This window comes from Nocardia sp. NPDC052001 (assembly GCF_040680615.1).
Taxonomy (GTDB): domain Bacteria; phylum Actinomycetota; class Actinomycetes; order Mycobacteriales; family Mycobacteriaceae; genus Nocardia.
The window spans coordinates 69,928-87,454 of record NZ_JBFAXC010000017.1 but is presented as its reverse complement, the minus strand read 5'-3'; the positions used below and the strand labels follow the sequence as shown (position 1 = coordinate 87,454).

Here is a 17,527-nt window from a genome sequence, read left to right as displayed (position 1 = left end):
CCTTCGTCGTTTCTGGACGAAGTGTTGACAGCATACTGTCAAATATGACAGGATGCTGTCATGACGAAAACAGTTCACCTGGCCGTGTACGACACCTTCTCCGATTGGGAGCCCGGTTTCGCCACCGCGCACATCAACCGCCCGCTGTGGCATCGCGAGCCCGGTGAGTGGCAGGTTCGAACCGTCGGGGCCACAAAGGATTCCGTCGTCTCCATGGGCGGTATGCGGGTCACGCCGGATCTCGCCCTCGATGAACTCTCGCCCGCCGACAGCGCCATGCTGATCCTGCCGGGCTCGGCCACCTGGGAGAGCGGTGAGCTGAACGCCTTCGCCGAGAAGGCGCGCGCATTCCTCGCCGCCGGCGTCCCGGTCGCCGCCATCTGCGGCGCGACCTTCGGCCTGGCCAGCGCGGGTCTGCTGGACGGCCGCAAGCACACCAGCAATGCGGCGGAATACCTTGCCATGAGCGGATATTCGGGCGGCGCGGGATTCGTCTACGAGCCCGCCGTCACCGACGGTGATCTCATCACCGCCAGCGGCACCCTCCCGGTCGATTTCGCCCGCGCCATCCTGGGCCGCCTGGACATCTTCGAACCGCACATCCTCGAGGCGTGGTATCTGCTCTACGGCAAGAATGATCCGGCGGGCTTCTTCGCGCTCGCCGAATACGGGGAGAGCCGCGCCGCGGCGACGGCATGACCCGCACCGAACAGGAACTCTTCAGTACGGCGGCGATCACGTCCTTCAAGCTGAACGGCCAATTCCTCGCCATCGCAGAGGAATTGGCCAATCCGGCCGGGCTCACCGCGGCCTGGTGGCAGGTGCTCGGCGCGGTGCTGCACGAACCGCTGCCGGTGGCGGGCATCGCCCGCGAGATGGGCATCACCAGGCAGAGTGTGCAGCGCATCGCGGATCTGCTGGTGCAGAAGGGTTTTGCCGAATACCGCCCGAATCCGCAGCACAAACGCGCCAAGCTGGTGGCCGGCACCGAGGAGGGTCGTGCAGCGGTGCGGCGGATCAACCCGCAGCACGCCGAGTGGGCCGCACGGCTCGTGGCCGAGTTGGGCATGGACCGCTTCACCCGGATCGTGGATTCGCTCACGGACCTGTCGGCCGCGCTCGAAGCCATCGAATCCGAGTAACCGCGACGTCTTTCAGGCCTCGAACGGGGCCTTGGTCTTGCCGACCAGTTCCGCGACCGAGTGCAGTACGGCGGTCGGCCGGTACGGGTACTGCTCGACGGTGGCCTGGGTGGAGATGCCGGTGGTCACCAGAATGGTGCGCATACCGGCCTCCAGACCGGAGATGACATCGGTGTCCATCCGGTCGCCGATCATGACGGTGGATTGCGAATGCGCGTTGATCCGCCGCAGCGCCGACCGCATCATGAGCGGATTGGGCTTGCCGACGTAGTACGGCTCCTTACCGGTGGCCCGGGTGATGAGCGCCGCGACCGAACCGGTGGCGGGCAGGATGCCCTCGCGCGAGGGTCCGGTGGGGTCCGGATTGGTGGCGATGAAGCGCGCGCCCGCCGAGATCAGCCGGATCGCGGTGGTGATCGCCTCGAACGAATACGTGCGGGTCTCGCCCAGCACGACATAGTCCGGATCGCTGTCGGTGAGCACGTATCCGATTTCGTGCAGCGCGGTGGTGAGCCCGGATTCGCCTACGACATAGGCGGTTCCGTTGGGCCGCTGCTCCTTGAGGAAGGTGGCGGTGGCCAGCGCCGAGGTCCAGATCGAGTCGACCGGGATATCCAGTCCGGTGTGCCGGAGCCGGGCCTGCAGATCGCGCGCGGTGTAGATGGAATTGTTGGTCAGCACGAGAAACGGGATGTTGTTATCGCGCAATTCGGCCAGGAACTGGTCGGCTCCGGGCACCATGTGGTTCTCGTGTACGAGAACCCCGTCCATGTCGGTGAGGTAAGACAGGATCGGTTCTTCGGAAGAGGTCACGAGGCAATTGTCCGCTATCCCCGTTGTGTCGGGTGGGTGCGACCCCCGCCACATCGCTGACTAGGGTGCGAAGGGAGCCGTAAACCGGGAATCCGAACGGCGGCGCGGGAGGTTGGCCCGCATGACCAAGCGCACGAGGCGAAGGAGTGGCGCGGTGACAGACCTCAAACTCGGATACAAGGCGTCGGCTGAGCAGTTCGGTCCGCGAGAGCTGGTGGAGATCGCGGTCGCGGCCGAACAGCACGGCCTGGACAGCGCGACGGTGAGCGATCATTTCCAGCCGTGGCGGCACAATGGCGGGCACGCCCCGTTCTCGCTGGCGTGGATGGCCGCGACCGGTGAGCGCACCGAGCGGATTCTGCTCGGCACCTCGGTGCTGACCCCGACCTTCCGCTACAACCCGGCCGTGATCGCGCAGGCGTTCGCCACCATGGGCTGCCTGTACCCGAATCGCGTGATGCTGGGTGTCGGCTCGGGCGAGGCGCTCAATGAGATCGCCACCGGATACAAGGGCGAATGGCCGGAGTTCAAGGAGCGTTTCGCGCGCCTGCGCGAATCGGTGGATCTGATGCGCGCGCTGTGGACCGGTGATCGCGTCGATTTCGAAGGCGAGTACTACAACACCGTCGGCGCGTCCATCTACGACGTGCCCAAGGGCGGCATCCCGGTGTACATCGCGGCGGGTGGTCCGCTGGTGGCCAGGTACGCGGGCCGTGCGGGTGACGGTTTCATCTGCACCTCGGGCAAGGGTATGGACCTGTACACCGAGAAGCTCATGCCCGCGGTCGCCGAGGGCGCGGCCAAGGTCGGCCGCACGGTCGACGATATCGATCGCATGATCGAGATCAAGATCTCCTACGACACCGATCCCGAACTGGCCCTCGAGAATACGCGTTTCTGGGCTCCGCTGTCGCTGACCGCGGAGCAGAAGCACTCCATCACCGATCCGATCGAGATGGAAGCCGCCGCCGACGCCCTGCCGATCGAGCAGATCGCCAAGCGCTGGATCGTGGCGAGCGATCCGGATCAGGCCGTGGAGCTGATCAAGCCGTACCTGGACGCGGGCCTGAACCACCTGGTCTTCCATGCCCCGGGTCATGATCAGCTGCGGTTCCTCGATCTGTTCAAGCGCGATCTGGCCCCGCGCCTGCGCGCGCTGTAGTTCGCTTCCCGGGTGTGGTGCGTCACCGGCGGCGCATGATGTTCGGCACGTCGGTGCCGCACCCGGGAAATCTCTATATTCCGGTCGGTACGCTCTTGTTTCATGGCCTCACCGGTTTCCAGTGTGTACATCGCGTCGCCCGAGGGTGACACCGGCAAGTCGACGGTGGCGCTCGGTGTCCTGCAGGCGCTTGCCGCGACGACACCGCGAGTCGGAGTGTTCCGGCCGATCACCAGATCCGCGACCGAACGCGACTACATTCTCGAGCTGTTGCTCGAACATTCCACCGCCGATGACGATTACGACCAGTCCATCGGCGTCACCTACGAACAGGTGCACGCCGATCCGGACGCCGCGATCAGCGAGATCGTCATGCGGTATCACGCCGTGGCCGAACAGTGCGATGCCGTGCTCATCCTGGGCAGCGATTACACCGATGTCGCGAGCCCGAGTGAACTGCGCTTCAATGCCCGCATCGCGGTGAATCTCGGTGCGCCCGTACTGCTGGTGGTGCGCGGTTCCGAGCGCACGCCCGCCGAACTGGGTCAGCTGGTGGAGCTGTGCCGCACCGAACTCGTTGCCGAGCACGCCAAATTGGTGGCGGTGATCGCCAATCGCTGCGATCCCGATCAGCTGGAGGCCGATACCGCCGCGCTGGCCAAGGCCGCGGCGGTGCCGTCCTGGACGCTGCCGGAGGTGCCGCTGTTGCAGGCGCCCACCATGGAGGAGCTGTGCCAGGCCATCGGCGGTGAAATCTACAGCGGTGACCCGGAATTGCTGCATCGCGAGGCCCTCGACGTGATCATCGGCGGTATGACCACCGAGCACATTCTGGAGCGGCTCACCGACGGCGTCGCGGTCATCACGCCCGGCGATCGCTCCGACGTGCTGCTGGCGCTGGTGAACGCCCATGAGGCGGAAGGCTTTCCGTCGCTGGCGGGCATCATCATGAACGGTGACATGCTGCCCGCGCCGTCCATCGCGCGACTGATGGCGGGTCTGAAGCCGAAACTGCCCATCCTGCAGACGGATCTGGGCACCTTCGCCACCGCCAAGGCCGCCGCCCGCACCCGCGGCCGGGTATCGCTGTCCAGCATTCGCAAGGTGGATACCGCGCTCGCGCTCATGGAGGAGCGGGTGAACGCGCGAGAGCTGTTGCAGCAGATCGAGATTCCCATCCCGAATATCGTGACGCCGCAGATGTTCGAATATCAGCTCATCGAACGCGCCCGCAATGACCGCAAGCGCATCGTGCTGCCCGAGGGCGATGACGATCGCATTCTGCGCGCGGCGGGCCGGGTGTTGCAGCGCAAGATCGCCGACCTCACCATTCTCGGTGACGAGGCGGCGGTGCGCGGTCGCGCCGCCGAACTCGGTGTGGATATCGAGGCCGCCGAGGTGCTCGATCCGCGCACCTGTCCGCTGCGCGACGAATTCGCCGAGGAGTACGCGCGGTTGCGCGCGCACAAGGGCATGACGGTGGACCGCGCCCGCGAATACCTCGCCGACATCTCGTATTTCGGCACCATGATGGTGCATATGGGCGTCGCCGACGGCATGGTGTCCGGTGCCGCGCACACCACCGCGCACACTATTCGGCCGTCCTTCGAGATCATCAAGACCGAACCGGGCGTCTCCACGGTCTCCAGCGTGTTCCTCATGTGCCTGGCCGATCGCGTGCTGGCGTACGGCGACTGCGCGGTGGTGCCGGACCCGACCTCGGATCAGCTTGCGGATATCGCGATTTCGTCGGCGCGCACCGCCGCCCAGTTCGGTATCGATCCGCGCGTGGCGATGCTGTCCTACTCCACGGGCGAATCCGGTTCCGGCGCCGATGTCGAAAAGGTGCGCACCGCAACCAAACTCGTGCACGAACGCGCACCGCAACTGCTGGTGGAGGGCCCGATCCAGTACGACGCCGCCATCGAGCCGACCGTGGCGCGCACCAAACTGCCGGATTCGGCGGTGGCCGGGCAGGCGACGGTCTTCATCTTCCCGGACCTCAATACCGGCAACAACACCTATAAAGCGGTGCAGCGCAGCGCCGGTGCGGTGGCCATCGGCCCCGTGCTCCAGGGTCTGCGCAAGCCGGTCAACGATCTGTCGCGCGGCGCGCTGGTCGCCGATATCGTCAATACCGTTGCCATCACCGCCATTCAGGCGCAGGGGGAGGCGAAGTGAAGGTCCTGGTCATCAATTCCGGGTCGTCGTCGATCAAATACCAGCTGCTGGACCCGGAATCGGCCGATGTGGTCGCGGCCGGGATGGTGCAGCGGATCGGCGAACCGGTCGCCGAGGGCTCGCCCAGCATCGAACATCAGAGTGACGGAAAGACTTTCGAACATGACGGGGAAGTGCCCGATCATGCCGCGGGCTTGCGCCTGGTCTTCGACATCTTCGCCGAGAGCGGCCATGATCTGGCCGATGAGGGCCTGCGCGCGGTCGGGCATCGCGTGGTGCACGGCGGTGAGGTGTTCTACGAGCCGACCCTGATCACCGATGAGGTGGTCGAGGCCATCGCGAACCTGTCCTCCCTTGCGCCGCTGCACAATCCGGCCAATGTGGTGGGCATCGAGAGCGCGCGCGAATTGCTGCCGGATGTCCCGCAGGTGGCGGTGTTCGACACCGCCTTCTTCCACGGGCTGCCCGCCGCCGCCAAGACCTATGCCATCGACGCGAAGGTCGCCGCCGCGCACGGCGTGCGCCGGTACGGCTTCCACGGCACCTCACACGAATACGTCTCCGGACAGGTCGCCGAATTCCTCGGCAAAGATCCCTCCGAGCTGAATCAGATTGTGCTGCACCTGGGTAACGGCGCGTCCGCCTCCGCCATTCGCGGCGGCAAGGCGGTCGACACCACCATGGGCCTGACCCCGCTGGAGGGGCTGGTCATGGGAACCCGATCCGGGGATCTGGATCCGGGGATCATCTTCCATCTGATTCGCACCGCGGATATGAATGTGGACGATGTGGATGCCCTGCTCAACCGGCAGTCCGGTATCAAGGGGCTGTCCGGGGTGAACGATTTCCGCGAACTCGGCCGCCTCATCGACACCGGGGACGCCGCGGCCCAACTCGCGTTCGACGTCTACATCCACCGCCTGCGCCGCTATATCGGCGCGTACCTGGTGGAACTGGGCCGGGTGGACGCCATCACCTTCACCGCCGGCGTCGGTGAGAACGCCGCCGCCGTGCGCGCGGCCGCGCTGGCCGATCTGGAGCGCTTCGGCATCCGGGTCGACCCGGCCCGCAATACCGCCAAAGATCGCTCCGCCCGGTACATCTCACCGGCGGGCGCGGAGGTCGCGGTGCTGGTGGTGCCGACCAACGAGGAGCTGGCCATCGCGCGCGCGGCCGCTCGCCTGGTGGGCTGACCAGCGCGGTAGCCGCTTTCCGGGCATCTTCACCAAAACATCACGATCGGTCTGCCAGAGTGCTACTCGGATCCGGTTCCCCCCGAGCGCGGATCCACCGGAACCCGTGCCGCCCAACGCACAACTGCGCTGGGTACTGACCCTCCCTCGCCAGTACCCGGATCCTCTCGGCTGCCTCCGAAGGTACGCAGTGCGGCACGGGGCCTTCCGGTCCCCGGAACCAGGGCTGATGTGCCCGGATCCGGACCGTCGTACTCGGAGCCAGGCTGTTGTGTTCTCAGAACCAGGATTTGGCGCGCACCGCGTTGGCGAGATCCACCAGCGCGTATCGGTGGGTGCGCCCGGGCGCGAAGCGGGCCAGACCGCGCAGACCGGTTTCGATACCGCGCCGCAGATCCCGTTCGGTGAATGGTGCGCCGAATATCTTGGCATCACCCGTTTTCGGGGCGTTCCCCGCCTGCAACCAGCCCAGTGCGGTGCCGAGCACCAGGATGCGCAGTTGCGCGGTGCGGCTCTCACCGGACGGCAGCGCCTGTACGCGAGCGGCTGCCACGTGCAGCGTGCTTTCGTCGAGCTGTGCGACCGGCGCGCTGGCCAGCAGCATGAGCACCGCCGTCATCCGGGCCTCGGAATAGTGCCGCGAGGCGGGCGGCACCTCGTCCAGGGCGTGCACGGCGGCGGTGGTATCCCCGGCGGCGGCGAGTTGCCGGGCCAGGCCGAACGCCGCGCTGACCACGCCGCGATCGGTGCGCCACACGGTGGCGTAGTAGTTCTCGGCGTAGGCGCGCCATTCCTCGGGATCGGGTGAATCCCAGTGTTGCAGAATGAGTTCCGCGGTGGCGGCGAGCGCGAGTTTGGGCGCTATCTCACCCGGGATGGCCTGGAGCACGGCATCGAAGCGGGCGAAGGCGCGTTCGTAATCCTGTTCCAGCAGTTCGATCATGCCCAGGTACCAGTCCGCGCGCCAGTCCTGGGACGGTGGTTCCCCGTTATCGGTGAGGCGGCGCAGCAGCATGCGGGCGGCGGCCGGTTCCTCCAGGTCGAGATGCGCGCGCGCCTCGGCCAGGGTCACCTCGAGTTCGAAAGTCTCCGGTGCGCCGCCGGGTTCGGCCGCCGCGCGCTGGCGCGCGTGCCGCAGTTCGTCCAGCGCGTGCCGGGCCTCGGGGTGTGCGGCCCCGGCCAGTAGCGCCGCGGACGGGTCGGTCGGGTCGACCAGCGGCACCGGCAGCGCGGCCACCACATCGCGGGGACGCAGCAGGGTGCCGCGTTCGACGCCGTCGATGAGTCCATCGGTCTGCGCCACCAGCTCCGCGGTGCCGAAACTGGTGCGCGGCGGGCTGAAAAGCGTTGACAGCTGCGGATGTTCATTGCCGGTCTCGACCGCGAGGATTTCCCGCAGCACACCGGTGAGCTGACCGCTGAGCAGTCGCGCGGACCCGAAGCGGCGATCCGGATCCGGATCGGTGGCGCGCAGCAGCAGCCGGTGGAAGAACTGGTGCCGGGCCAGCACCGGCTGATCCTTCGCGGCCGGGATGCCCTCGACGTACGCGCCCTTCTCCATCGGCAGGTCGAGGGTGAGCACCGCCAGGGTGCGGCCGACCGTGTAGATGTCCGAGGCGATGGTGGGCCCGGTCTGCGGAATCTCCGGTGCCTGGAATCCCCTGGTGCCGTACAGGTTTCCGTACGCTTCGAAGGGTGCGGTGGCGCCGAGGTCGATGAGTTCCACCCGGTCGGTGGTGACCATGATGTTGTCCGGCTTGAGATCGTTGTAGGCCAGGCCCACCGAATGCAGATAGTCCAGTGCCGGAAGGATTTCCAGCAGGTACGCGATGGCCTCGGTGACCGGCATGCGTTCTGGCCGGGTGTGCTGTTCGAGCAGATCGCGCAGCGAATGCCCGCCGACGTATTCCATCACGATGTAGCCGACGGGGGAGCCGTCCGAGCCCGGATGTTCCACGAAATTGTGGATTTTGACGATGCTCGGGTGCACCACCTCGGCCAGGAATTGCCGTTCGGCCACGGCCACCGCCTGCGCCTCGGCGTCACCGGCGTGCAGCAGGCCCTTGAGCACCACCCAACGGTCGCTCACATTGCGATCGATGGCCAGGTAGATCCAGCCGAGCCCGCCGTGCGCGATACAGCCCTGGATCTCGTACTGTCCCGCGACGCGATCCCCGGGTTGCAGTGACGGCCGGAAATCATAAGGCGCACCGCAGGTCTCGCACGTCCCGGCGGTGGCGGCCGGATGCGCCGCGGTGGCGCGCCCCACCGGTTTGCCGCAGCGCCAGCAGAATCGGCGGCCCTCCGCGACCATCGGATCGGCGAGCACCGCCTTCTCCGGATCCACCTGTTCCACCGCCGGAATCGGCACCAGCCCGGCCCCGAGCCGTCGCACCACGGGGCGCGTCCGCGCCATTCGCGCGGTGCGCTGTGAGGGCCGGGTGGGTGTGCGCCCGGTGCTCACCGCCGTGCCGGAAGCCGAATGCTGCTGGGTGGCAGCCGATTCGGCCTCATCGTGCCGCGTGGTGGCCTGGGTGGGTTCGGCCACGCGCTCGGTGGCCTGGGTCGGGTCGGGCTCCTGTGGGGTGTGCATCAGTCGCGGTACCTCGGCGCGGGCGGAATGGCGGCGTCGCCGAGCTCGGTGGCCAGCCAGCGCTGGTAGAGGCGATTCCAGGTGCCGTCGGAGCGAATGCGTTCCAGGGTGCCGTTGACGAAGCGCACCAGATCGTCCGAGCCCTGGGATATTCCGATGCCGTACTGCTCGGTGCTGAGGTTCGGCCCGACCACCTCGATGGCCGGGTCCTGGATGGCCAGTCCGGCCAGCAGCGTGTCATCGGTGCTGATGGCGTCGACCTGTCGCTGCTGCAGCACCACCAGGCAGTCCGCCCAGCTCGGCACGGTCAGTATGGAGACCGCGGGCTGCTGGATGCGCACCAGGTCCAGCGAGGTGGTGCCGCGCACCACGCACAGGCGTTTGCCCGCCAGATCGGTGAGCCCGGAGACGCCGGAATCGCGCACCGTGAGCACCCGCTGATGGGCCTGCAGATACGAGGTGGAGAAGGTGACCCGTTGCCGCCGTTCGCAATTGATGGTCATGGTCTTCACCACGACGTCGACGGTGTGCTCCTGGAGCGCGCGTTCACGATCGGCGGATCCGAGAATGCGGTATTCGATGGCATCCGGATTCCCGAGCAGATCCCGCGCCAGTTCGTGTGCGATATCCACATCGAATCCGGTGAGCGCCCCGCTGGTCGGATCCCGGAAGCTGAACAGATTGCTGCCCGGATCCAATCCGACCAGTAGTCGCCCGCGCGCTCGAATGGCGTCCACGCTCGGCCCGGCGGTGCTCGCCGGTCGCAGGCTCGCCGTCGGATCCCCGCAGGTGTCCACCGACGGCGGCAGCGGCGTCTGCGTCTGTGCTGCAATGGCTCCCGAGGGCAGCGGCGGTTCCATATAGCTGGGCACATGGCTCGACGGTGCGGGCGCGGCTCCGTCCGCGCAGCCGCTCACGACCGCGAGCGCGGCCGCGATCACTCCGATGGTTCGTAGCGCCGAGTGTCGGTTCATCGGTACTCCCGTAGTCGCGGCCACAGTCCCGCGGCGACCAATACGGCGGCGGCGGTGCTCAGCACCAGTGCGCCCGGGGCGAGGAGATCGAGGGTGCGCGCGGCGTGGGAGGTGTTGGCGCGCAATTCGTTCCGGGTATCGGTGATGCCGTTGCCGAGGGCGGTGTCGAGGGCGTCGACCTGGGCGGTGGCCTCGTTCGCGCCGGGGCCGGTGGCGACCGCGCCCGCGCCGATGAAGTCGCCCTTGGAGAGCGCGTCGTTCATGCGCTGATGCGCGGCCTTCCAGCGATCCAGCGCCGAGCTCGCGGTCTTCACCTCGGTCGCGCCGGGCGCGTGGCTGGAATATCCCGCCAGAATGGCCTGCAGTTTGCCTACGGCCTGGTCAAAGGTCTTGTCGTATTCGGCGCTGGTATCGCGCCGCACCAGCTTCAGCGTTTCGGCGGTGCGCGCCTGCTGGGCGAGAATGCGGCTCTCGGTGAGCGCCGCGGTGGGAATGCTGCCCGAATCGCGGGAGTCGGTGGTGTCGACGGCGGAGATGAATCCGGCGATGACCGTCCAGCCCAGCAGCACCACCATGGTCCCGGTGGCCAGCAGCAGTCCGGCATTGAGCACCCGGTGCCAGCGCCGGAACAGGAACCACTGCGCCGCGACCAGCACCGCCACCGCCAGCAGCGGCGTCACGATGGCGGGCCACGGCGGTCGCACATGACTGCGCTGGGTGCTGGTGATGGCGGCGGCGCGATGCTCCTGCAATTCCTGCGCCATCGGCAGCACGGTGCCCTGCATGAGGTTCGACGCCTCGCTGAGGTAGGCCGCCCCGACCGGCAGTCCGCTGCGATTGTTGGCGCGCGCGGTCTCCACGATGCCGCAGTACACCGGCAGCCCGGTGGAGATACCGGTGCGCAGATGCGTATCCGCGTCTCCGCCACTGCGATTGGACTGCGTCACCAGTTCGGCCGCGGCCTCGCCGACCGCCTGGTTGTAGCGGTCGCGCACGGTTTTGGGTTCGAGCCCGCCGGAGATGAACGCGGTGCCCGCCGAGGCGTCCGCCACCGACAGGGCGGTGTACAGCCGCTGGGCCGAATACGCGTCCGGCTCACTCTGATCCAAAAGCACATCGAGCGCGTGCTGCCGATTGTTCACCGCGCTCGCGGTGACCACGCCCGCCGCCAGGCACATGCCGAGCAGTACCAGTCCGACGGCGATCAATTTGGCCGGTGAGGACTGTGCGAACAGCCGCATCTCGGTGGTCGAGAGCCGTTCGCGCACGGCCGCCGCGGCCGCGCGGGGGGACAGCTCGTCCAGCCGCAACTGCTCGGTGCGAACCATGTTCACCTCCCACTGACCGAAACCGGACGATCGACTTGTAGCACTCGGATGAGCTTATTGTGGACGTACCTGTGCCGTGACGCGGGAACACCCGGATCTCTGTACGGCACGGGTCCGAGGATGGGATGCGAGCATGCGTGGTGACGGCGACGGCTGGGCGGAAAGCCCGGATGGCACCCGACAGTGGGGTCGATTCGGAGCTGCCGGACTGTTGCTGCGCGCCCCGCTGGCCGATGGCGGGTCGGCGGTGCTGCTGCAGCATCGCGCGGCCTGGAGTCATCAGGGCGGTACCTGGGCACTGCCCGGCGGCGCCCGCGACAGCCATGAGACGAGCGTGCACGCCGCCGTCCGCGAGGCCGAGGAGGAGGCGGGCATCACCGCCGGATCCATCCGGGTGCGGGCCTCGCGGGTGACCGCCACCGCCGCCAGTGGCTGGACGTACACCACGGTTATCGCGGACGCGGCCACCCGGCTGCGCACCGAGGCGAATCTGGAAAGCGCCGAATTGGCGTGGGTGCCCGAGGCCGAAGTGGACGCCCGCCCGCTGCATCCGGGTTTCGAGGCCGCATGGCCGCTGTTGCGCGCCACCCCGGCGCGGGTGAGCCTGGCCGGATTGGACGATCCGGCGGCGGTGGCGGCCGCATTGCCACGCACCCTGGAACTGCCCGATGCGGAGTTCCTCTGGTTGCGCACGGATGGCAATGGCAATGCCCGAGATGCCCGGATCGGCGCGGGCGCGGCCGCCGCTGATCTGGCCGGAAATGTGTTGTACCTCACGCTGGCTCAGGTGTTGTCTTGAGGCGTGAGCGAGCGTGAGATTCCCACATACTGCCGGATCTGCGAACCACTCTGCGGACTGATCGCCACCGTCGAGGACGGGCGGCTGGTGCGACTGCGCGCCGATAAGTCGCATCCGCTCTCGAAGGGGAACGCGTGCCCGAAGGGAATCGCGTTCAGCGAGATACAGAATGATCCGGATCGGGTGCTGTATCCCTTGCGGCGCACCGGGAATGGGTTCGAGCGGGTCACCTGGGACGAGGCGCTGGACGATATCGGCGCGCGGTTGCGCGGCATAATCGGCGCGCACGGGCGCGAGAGCCTGGGCTGGTACTTCGGCAACCCCTCCTCGTTCTCCTATTCACATATGTTGTGGCTGGTGGGTTTTCAGCTCGCGGCCGGACTTCGCCACGTATATTCGGCGGGCTCGCAGGACATCAACAATCGTTTCGTCGCCAGCGAACTGCTGTACGGATCGCTGACCTCGGTACCGGTCCCGGATCTGGACCGCACCGATTTCCTGCTCATGCTGGGCGCGAATCCCGTTGTGTCACACGGTAGTGCGATGAGCGTGCCGCGAATTCGCGAGAAACTCGCGGCGATCACCAAACGCGGCGGGAGGGTGCTGGTGGTCGATCCGCGGCGCACCGAGACCGCGCAGCTGTTCGAACATGTAGGGGTACGTCCCGACGGCGACGCCTGGCTGCTCGCGAGCCTGCTCCAGGTCATCTTCGCCGAAGGTCTGGAAGACGCGGACGCGATCCGCCGCCAATCCGCCGGTGCGCACGAATTGCGCGCTGCCGTAGCACGATTCACGCCGGAAGCGACCGCGACGGTGACCGGGCTGGAGCCCGATGCCGTGCGCGCCCTCGCCCGTGATCTGGCTCGCGCCGAATCCGCCGCCGTGTACGGCCGCACCGGCACCTGCCTGGGCCGCCACGCCACCCTGGTCGCGTTCCTGATCGATGTGCTGGCGCTGGTCACCGGCAATCTGGATAAGCCCGGCGGTTCGGTGTTCGGCAGGGAGCTGGTCGCCGTCTCGAAACTGAACGCCCGGCTGGGCCTGATCAAATACGGCAAGAACCGTTCCCGCATAGGCGATTTCCCGGATGTGCTCGGCACCTTCCCCGCCGCCATCATGGCCAAGGAGATCACCACCCCCGGCCCGGGCCGGCTCCGCGCCCTGTTCACCTCGGCGGGCAATCCGGTCTCCTCGGTCCCCAACGGCCGCGAATTGGCCACCGCCATGACCCAACTCGATCTGCACGTCTCCATCGACCTGTACGTCAACGAGACCAATCGGACCGCCGACTACATCCTCCCCGCCACCACCTTCCTGGAACGCGATGACATCCCGCTGCCGTTCACCGCGCTCGCACCCACCCCGTACACGCAGTACACCGAACGGGTCCTGGAACCGTACGGCGAGGCGCGCGAGGAATGGCAGATCATCGACGCCATCGCGACCCGAATCGGCGTGCAGCCCTTCGTCATCGGCCCCAAGGCCGCCGGTGGCCTGCTCAGCCGCCTGCGCGGTCTCCCCGGCGGCCGCGCGGCCCGCCCCACCCCGCGTCTGCTGGTCGATCTGGCCGTCCGCACCGGCCCCTACGGCGACCTGTTCGGGCTGCGCCGCGGCGGTCTCAGCCTGAAAATGCTCCGCCGCCATCCGCACGGCCTGGTCCTCGCGGATTCCATCACGACCGGTGTCCTGCGAGAAGTGGTGCAGCACAAGGACAACCGTGTCCACCTGGCCCCCGCCGAAATCCTCGCCGAACTCCGCGACCTGACCGCCGCCCCCGCCGACCCGTCCTACCCCCTCCGCGTGATCGGCATGCGCGAACTCAAATCCCACAACTCCTGGATGCACAACTCCGAACTCCTCATGCGCGGCGACCGCACCCAAGCCGCCCGCATCAACCCCAAAGACGCGGCAGTGGTGGGCATCTCGGACGGCTCCCGCTGCCGCGTAACCTCCGCCCACGGCTCCATAGAGGTGACAGCCCACCTCACCGAAGACATGACCGAAGGCGCGGTGGCCATCCCGCACGGCTGGGGCCATAACGGCGGCTGGCGCCGAGCCAACGCCGCCGGCGGAGCCAACCCGAACGAACTCATGTCCACCGACCCCGGAGATGTGGAACGCCTGGCAGGCATGTCCCACCTCAACGGCGTCCAGATCCGCCTGGACCCGGTGCCGCTGAGCTGAGGCTCAGTTGGCGAGGTTGTCCAGCACCTGCTGCTTGAGCGCACGGGCGGCCGATTCCGGATCGCGGGCGGCGGTAATGGCCCGCACCACCACGATTCGGGTGGCGCCCGCCGCCAGCACCTCCGGCAGGCGCTGATCGTCGATGCCGCCGATGGCGAACCAGGGTCGTGCGGTGTGTGATTCGGCGGTGGAGCGCACCAGCTCCAACCCGGACGCCTGACGACCCGGCTTGGTCGGGGTGGCGTACACGGGCCCGGTGCAGAAGTAGTCGATGTGCTCATCGATGGCGGCGAGCCCCGCCTGCGCCCGGTTATTGGTGGACCGTCCGATCACCACATCCGGGCCGAGGATCTTGCGGGCGTACCAGGGCGGCAGGTCGCCCTGGCCCAGATGCAGCACGTCGATGCCCGCCGCCAGTCCGATATCGGCGCGGTCATTGCAGGCCACGAGCGCCCCGTGCCTGCGCGCGGCGGCCTTCAATTCGGCAAGCGCACCCAGTTCGGCCTTGGCCTCGAGCGGCCCGAACTCCTTCTCGCCGGGCGAACCCTTATCTCGCAACTGAATGATGTCCACGCCACCCGCCAGGGCGGCATCGGCGAAGTCGGCAAGGTCACCGGTCTCCCGGCGGGCATCGGTGCACAGGTACAGACGTGCGTCGGCGAGGCGTTCACGCGGTGTGGCGGGCCGGTTCGAGTGGGAGGGCTGCACGCCTCCGACGCTAGTCGCGCTACCGTGGTGAGGCGAAACGAACGGTGTGACCTGCGTGCGGGGCCACCGCTCGTTGCCTTCGAAGACACCGGCCCCGCCATGCCGAACTTCTGATTCGCGGCCCGCCCCGGGTCTGGACTGACGGAGCGGGGGAGCGAAGCGGAGGAGCGGAGGAGGGAAGAGCCGGGGCTTCGGGGGCCGCGAACCGCGCTGCCGGAGGCGGCGCAATCGAACACAGTTAGGTGGATGTAGTGCGGACTCTGGCCGTCGTGGGCGGCGGTGTGATCGGGCTTTCGGTGGCATGGCGTGCCGCCGGGGCGGGGTGGGCGGTCACGCTGTTCGATCCGGCGAATGGGTCGGGGGCCTCGTGGGTGGCGGGCGGGATGCTCGCGCCGCTGTCGGAGGGGTGGCCGGGGGAGGAGGCCGCGCTCGCGTTCGGGGCCGCTTCGCTGGCGCGGTGGCCCGAATTCGCGGCTCGCTTGCAAGCTCATGCGACTACCGAACTATTCACCGCGACGCGCACGCTCACGGTCGCTCTCGACACCGCCGACGCGGCGGACTTGCGCACCATCGCTGATTGGGTGAATGCCCAGCCCTTGCCGACGCTGGATAGCGCGCGTGCGCTGCCCACGTCCGAGACCGCACGACCTGGTGATATCCCGGAGATGTCCGCGCGGGGAGACGGGGCCGGTGACGAGCATCTGCGGTTGTTGGATCGCAGTGGCGTTCGCGCGCTCGAACCCGGTCTGGCTCGTACCGTGCGTGCCGGATTGCTCGCGAATTCCGAACCCGCCGTTGACAATCGCGCGCTGGTGAACGCGCTGCGGTCCGCCTGCGTGGCGGGAGGCGTTGAGTTTCGCGCGGAGAGGGTGAATTCGCTCGCGGAACTGTCGCATGATCGGGTCGTGCTCGCGGCCGGGGCGGCTGCCGCCCAGTTGTGGCCGGGGCTGCCGGTTCGCCCGGTGAAGGGTGAGATTCTGCGGTTGCGGCGGCGGCCCAGTGCGCCGACGCCGCCGGAGAGTGTGATTCGCGCTCGAGTGCACGGGCGGCCCATCTATCTGGTGCCGCGCAGTGACGGAATCGTGCTGGGCGCAACGCAATACGAGCAGGGGTTCGATACGGCTGTGACGGTGGCGGGCGTGCGGGATCTCATCACCGATGCCGAGGCGATCCTGCCGGGTATCGGGGAGTACGAATTCGCCGAGGCCATCGCGGGTTCGCGGCCGGGATCGCCGGACAATCTGCCGCTCATCGGTTATCTCGATGAGCGCGTGATCGCGGCGACGGGGCACGGCCGCAATGGAATTCTCGATACCCCCGTCACGGTTGACGCAGTGTTGTCCCTGCTCGCCGATGCTCAGCTCCCCGAGGCGCGATCCGCCGATCCGGGACGCTTCCGCACGTCCGCCCCCATCTCTTCAGGAGGAGTCCGATGACCGCAGTTCCGGTCGGTATCACCGTCAACGGTGAGGACCACGAGTTCGCCGAGGCCCCGACGGTGCGCCAGGTGCTGGAGCAGTTGAATCTGCCGTGTCAGGGCGTGGCGGTGGCGGTGGACGGCGCGCTGTTCCCGAAGTCGCGCTGGGATGAGCAGGTTGGGCGCGGCTGGGAGCTCGAGGTGCTGACGGCGGTGCAGGGTGGCTAGCGGCATCGATCCGCTGGTGATCGCGGGCCGCAGTTTCGGTTCGCGGCTCATCATGGGCACCGGCGGCGCGGAGAATCTCGCGGTGCTGGAGGAGGCCCTGATCGCCTCGGGTACCGAGCTGACCACGGTCGCCATGCGCCGCGTGGACGCCGCGGGCGGCACCGGCGTGCTGGATCTGCTCAAGCGCCTGGAGATCGCCCCGCTGCCCAATACCGCGGGTTGCCGCACCGCCGCCGAGGCCGTGCTCACCGCGCGCCTGGGCCGTGAGGCGCTCGAAACCGATTGGGTGAAGCTGGAAGTCATCGCCGATGAGCGCACCCTGCTCCCGGATGCCATCGAATTGGTCGATGCCGCAGAGCAATTGGTGGACGACGGTTTCACCGTGCTGCCGTACACCACCGACGATCCGGTGCTCGCGCGCCGTCTCGAGGATGCGGGTTGCGCCGCGGTCATGCCCCTGGGCTCGCCGATCGGTACCGGCCTGGGCATCGGCAATCCGCACAATATCGAGATGATCGTGGCCGCCGCGGGCGTCCCGGTCATCCTGGACGCGGGTATCGGCACCGCCAGCGATGCCGCCCTGGCGATGGAATTGGGTTGCGCCGCGGTCCTGCTCGCCACCGCTGTCACCCGCGCCCGCAAGCCCGCCCTGATGGCGACGGCCATGGCGAATGCCGTCCAGGCGGGTTGGCTGGCGCGCGAGGCGGGCCGCATCCCGAAACGTTTCTGGGCACAAGCCTCTTCGCCCGCGCTCTGACCCGGCGTCCGAGGGTTTCGGCGCGCCGCCGAGTCCGGATTGTCCGGG

Annotated in this window: 15 protein-coding genes; 10 read left to right on the top strand and 5 right to left on the bottom strand. The window is 67.9% G+C overall.

Translation table 11 applies throughout. The features are described 5' to 3' along the window. Positions 1-60: 60 nt before the first annotated feature. Together AB0L82_RS40615 and AB0L82_RS40610 are read left to right on the top strand one after the other, a co-directional pair. The gene (locus AB0L82_RS40615; protein WP_364649773.1) at positions 61-699 is read left to right on the top strand and encodes a type 1 glutamine amidotransferase family protein; all 639 of its coding nucleotides are present in this window, start codon (positions 61-63) and stop codon (positions 697-699) included. Next, complete coding sequence (locus AB0L82_RS40610; protein WP_364649770.1) at positions 696-1,142, top strand: MarR family transcriptional regulator; 447 nt, start codon at positions 696-698, stop codon at positions 1,140-1,142. Before AB0L82_RS40615 ends, AB0L82_RS40610 begins: the two co-directional genes overlap by 4 nt. A gap of 12 nt (positions 1,143-1,154) precedes the next feature. Here the strand turns inward: AB0L82_RS40610 and AB0L82_RS40605 are convergent, their stop codons facing one another. After that, positions 1,155-1,913, bottom strand: coding sequence for an HAD-IIA family hydrolase (locus AB0L82_RS40605; RefSeq protein WP_364649851.1), 759 nt, complete (start codon positions 1,911-1,913; stop codon positions 1,155-1,157). A 163-nt stretch (positions 1,914-2,076) separates the two neighbouring features. Here AB0L82_RS40605 and fgd point away from each other — a divergent pair, with 163 nt between their 5' ends. The 3 genes from fgd (at position 2,077) to AB0L82_RS40590 (ending at position 6,491) form a co-directional block, all read left to right on the top strand. After that, complete coding sequence (gene fgd, locus AB0L82_RS40600; protein ID WP_364649767.1) at positions 2,077-3,117, top strand: glucose-6-phosphate dehydrogenase (coenzyme-F420); 1,041 nt, start codon at positions 2,077-2,079, stop codon at positions 3,115-3,117. A gap of 102 nt (positions 3,118-3,219) precedes the next feature. Then, on the top strand, positions 3,220-5,298 hold the full coding sequence (pta, locus tag AB0L82_RS40595; RefSeq protein WP_364649764.1) for a phosphate acetyltransferase: 2,079 nt from the start codon (positions 3,220-3,222) through the stop codon (positions 5,296-5,298). Then, positions 5,295-6,491 carry an acetate kinase gene (locus tag AB0L82_RS40590; RefSeq protein WP_364649761.1) on the top strand — a complete coding sequence of 399 codons (1,197 nt, stop codon included), beginning with the start codon at positions 5,295-5,297 and terminating at the stop codon, positions 6,489-6,491. The genes pta and AB0L82_RS40590 overlap by 4 nt, the downstream gene beginning before the upstream one ends. Before the next feature lie 277 nt (positions 6,492-6,768). On the opposite strand, the gene AB0L82_RS40585 is transcribed toward AB0L82_RS40590, so the two are convergent. Genes AB0L82_RS40585 through AB0L82_RS40575 form a run of 3 tightly spaced genes read right to left on the bottom strand, consistent with a single transcriptional unit; the run spans position 6,769 to position 11,386 of the window. Beyond that, positions 6,769-9,084, bottom strand: a complete 2,316-nt coding sequence (locus AB0L82_RS40585; RefSeq protein WP_364649758.1) for a tetratricopeptide repeat protein — start codon at positions 9,082-9,084, stop codon at positions 6,769-6,771. Continuing rightward, the gene (locus AB0L82_RS40580; protein ID WP_364649755.1) at positions 9,084-10,058 is read right to left on the bottom strand and encodes a glutamate ABC transporter substrate-binding protein; all 975 of its coding nucleotides are present in this window, start codon (positions 10,056-10,058) and stop codon (positions 9,084-9,086) included. The genes AB0L82_RS40585 and AB0L82_RS40580 overlap by 1 nt, the downstream gene beginning before the upstream one ends. Beyond that, positions 10,055-11,386 (bottom strand): hypothetical protein, encoded by a 1,332-nt coding sequence (locus AB0L82_RS40575; RefSeq protein WP_364649752.1) that lies wholly within the window; start codon positions 11,384-11,386, stop codon positions 10,055-10,057. Before AB0L82_RS40575 ends, AB0L82_RS40580 begins: the two co-directional genes overlap by 4 nt. Before the next feature lie 133 nt (positions 11,387-11,519). Here AB0L82_RS40575 and AB0L82_RS40570 point away from each other — a divergent pair, with 133 nt between their 5' ends. Then, a complete protein-coding gene (locus AB0L82_RS40570) occupies positions 11,520-12,185 on the top strand; it encodes an NUDIX domain-containing protein (protein ID WP_364649749.1) in 666 nt (221 codons plus the stop codon). A 3-nt stretch (positions 12,186-12,188) separates the two neighbouring features. Further along, on the top strand, positions 12,189-14,369 hold the full coding sequence (locus tag AB0L82_RS40565) for a molybdopterin-dependent oxidoreductase (RefSeq protein WP_364649746.1): 2,181 nt from the start codon (positions 12,189-12,191) through the stop codon (positions 14,367-14,369). Positions 14,370-14,372: 3 nt separating this feature from the next. On the opposite strand, the gene thiE is transcribed toward AB0L82_RS40565, so the two are convergent. Next, positions 14,373-15,077 (bottom strand): thiamine phosphate synthase, encoded by a 705-nt coding sequence (gene thiE, locus AB0L82_RS40560; RefSeq protein WP_364649743.1) that lies wholly within the window; start codon positions 15,075-15,077, stop codon positions 14,373-14,375. Between the two features lie 242 nt (positions 15,078-15,319). Between thiE and AB0L82_RS40555 the strand changes: the two genes are divergently transcribed. From AB0L82_RS40555 to AB0L82_RS40545, 3 genes are read left to right on the top strand one after another with little or no spacing between them, the layout of a single operon-like run. Further along, on the top strand, positions 15,320-16,513 hold the full coding sequence (locus AB0L82_RS40555) for an FAD-dependent oxidoreductase (protein ID WP_364649740.1): 1,194 nt from the start codon (positions 15,320-15,322) through the stop codon (positions 16,511-16,513). After that, positions 16,510-16,722, top strand: coding sequence for a sulfur carrier protein ThiS (gene thiS, locus AB0L82_RS40550; RefSeq protein WP_364649737.1), 213 nt, complete (start codon positions 16,510-16,512; stop codon positions 16,720-16,722). The genes AB0L82_RS40555 and thiS overlap by 4 nt, the downstream gene beginning before the upstream one ends. Further along, positions 16,715-17,479, top strand: a complete 765-nt coding sequence (locus AB0L82_RS40545; protein ID WP_364649734.1) for a thiazole synthase — start codon at positions 16,715-16,717, stop codon at positions 17,477-17,479. The genes thiS and AB0L82_RS40545 overlap by 8 nt, the downstream gene beginning before the upstream one ends. Positions 17,480-17,527 lie beyond the last annotated feature (48 nt).

What these genes read in the sequence shown, in the direction of transcription:
- AB0L82_RS40615 (WP_364649773.1), top strand. Translation starts at nt 61, where the DNA reads ATGACGAAAACAGTTCACCTGGCCGTGTACGACACCTTCTCCGATTGG.
- AB0L82_RS40610 (WP_364649770.1), top strand. Translation starts at nt 696, where the DNA reads ATGACCCGCACCGAACAGGAACTCTTCAGTACGGCGGCGATCACGTCC.
- AB0L82_RS40605 (WP_364649851.1), bottom strand. Translation starts at nt 1,913, where the DNA reads ATGGACGGGGTTCTCGTACACGAGAACCACATGGTGCCCGGAGCCGAC.
- fgd (WP_364649767.1), top strand. Translation starts at nt 2,077, where the DNA reads ATGACCAAGCGCACGAGGCGAAGGAGTGGCGCGGTGACAGACCTCAAA.
- pta (WP_364649764.1), top strand. Translation starts at nt 3,220, where the DNA reads ATGGCCTCACCGGTTTCCAGTGTGTACATCGCGTCGCCCGAGGGTGAC.
- AB0L82_RS40585 (WP_364649758.1), bottom strand. Translation starts at nt 9,084, where the DNA reads ATGCACACCCCACAGGAGCCCGACCCGACCCAGGCCACCGAGCGCGTG.
- AB0L82_RS40580 (WP_364649755.1), bottom strand. Translation starts at nt 10,058, where the DNA reads ATGAACCGACACTCGGCGCTACGAACCATCGGAGTGATCGCGGCCGCG.
- AB0L82_RS40575 (WP_364649752.1), bottom strand. Translation starts at nt 11,386, where the DNA reads ATGGTTCGCACCGAGCAGTTGCGGCTGGACGAGCTGTCCCCCCGCGCG.
- AB0L82_RS40570 (WP_364649749.1), top strand. Translation starts at nt 11,520, where the DNA reads ATGCGTGGTGACGGCGACGGCTGGGCGGAAAGCCCGGATGGCACCCGA.
- thiS (WP_364649737.1), top strand. Translation starts at nt 16,510, where the DNA reads ATGACCGCAGTTCCGGTCGGTATCACCGTCAACGGTGAGGACCACGAG.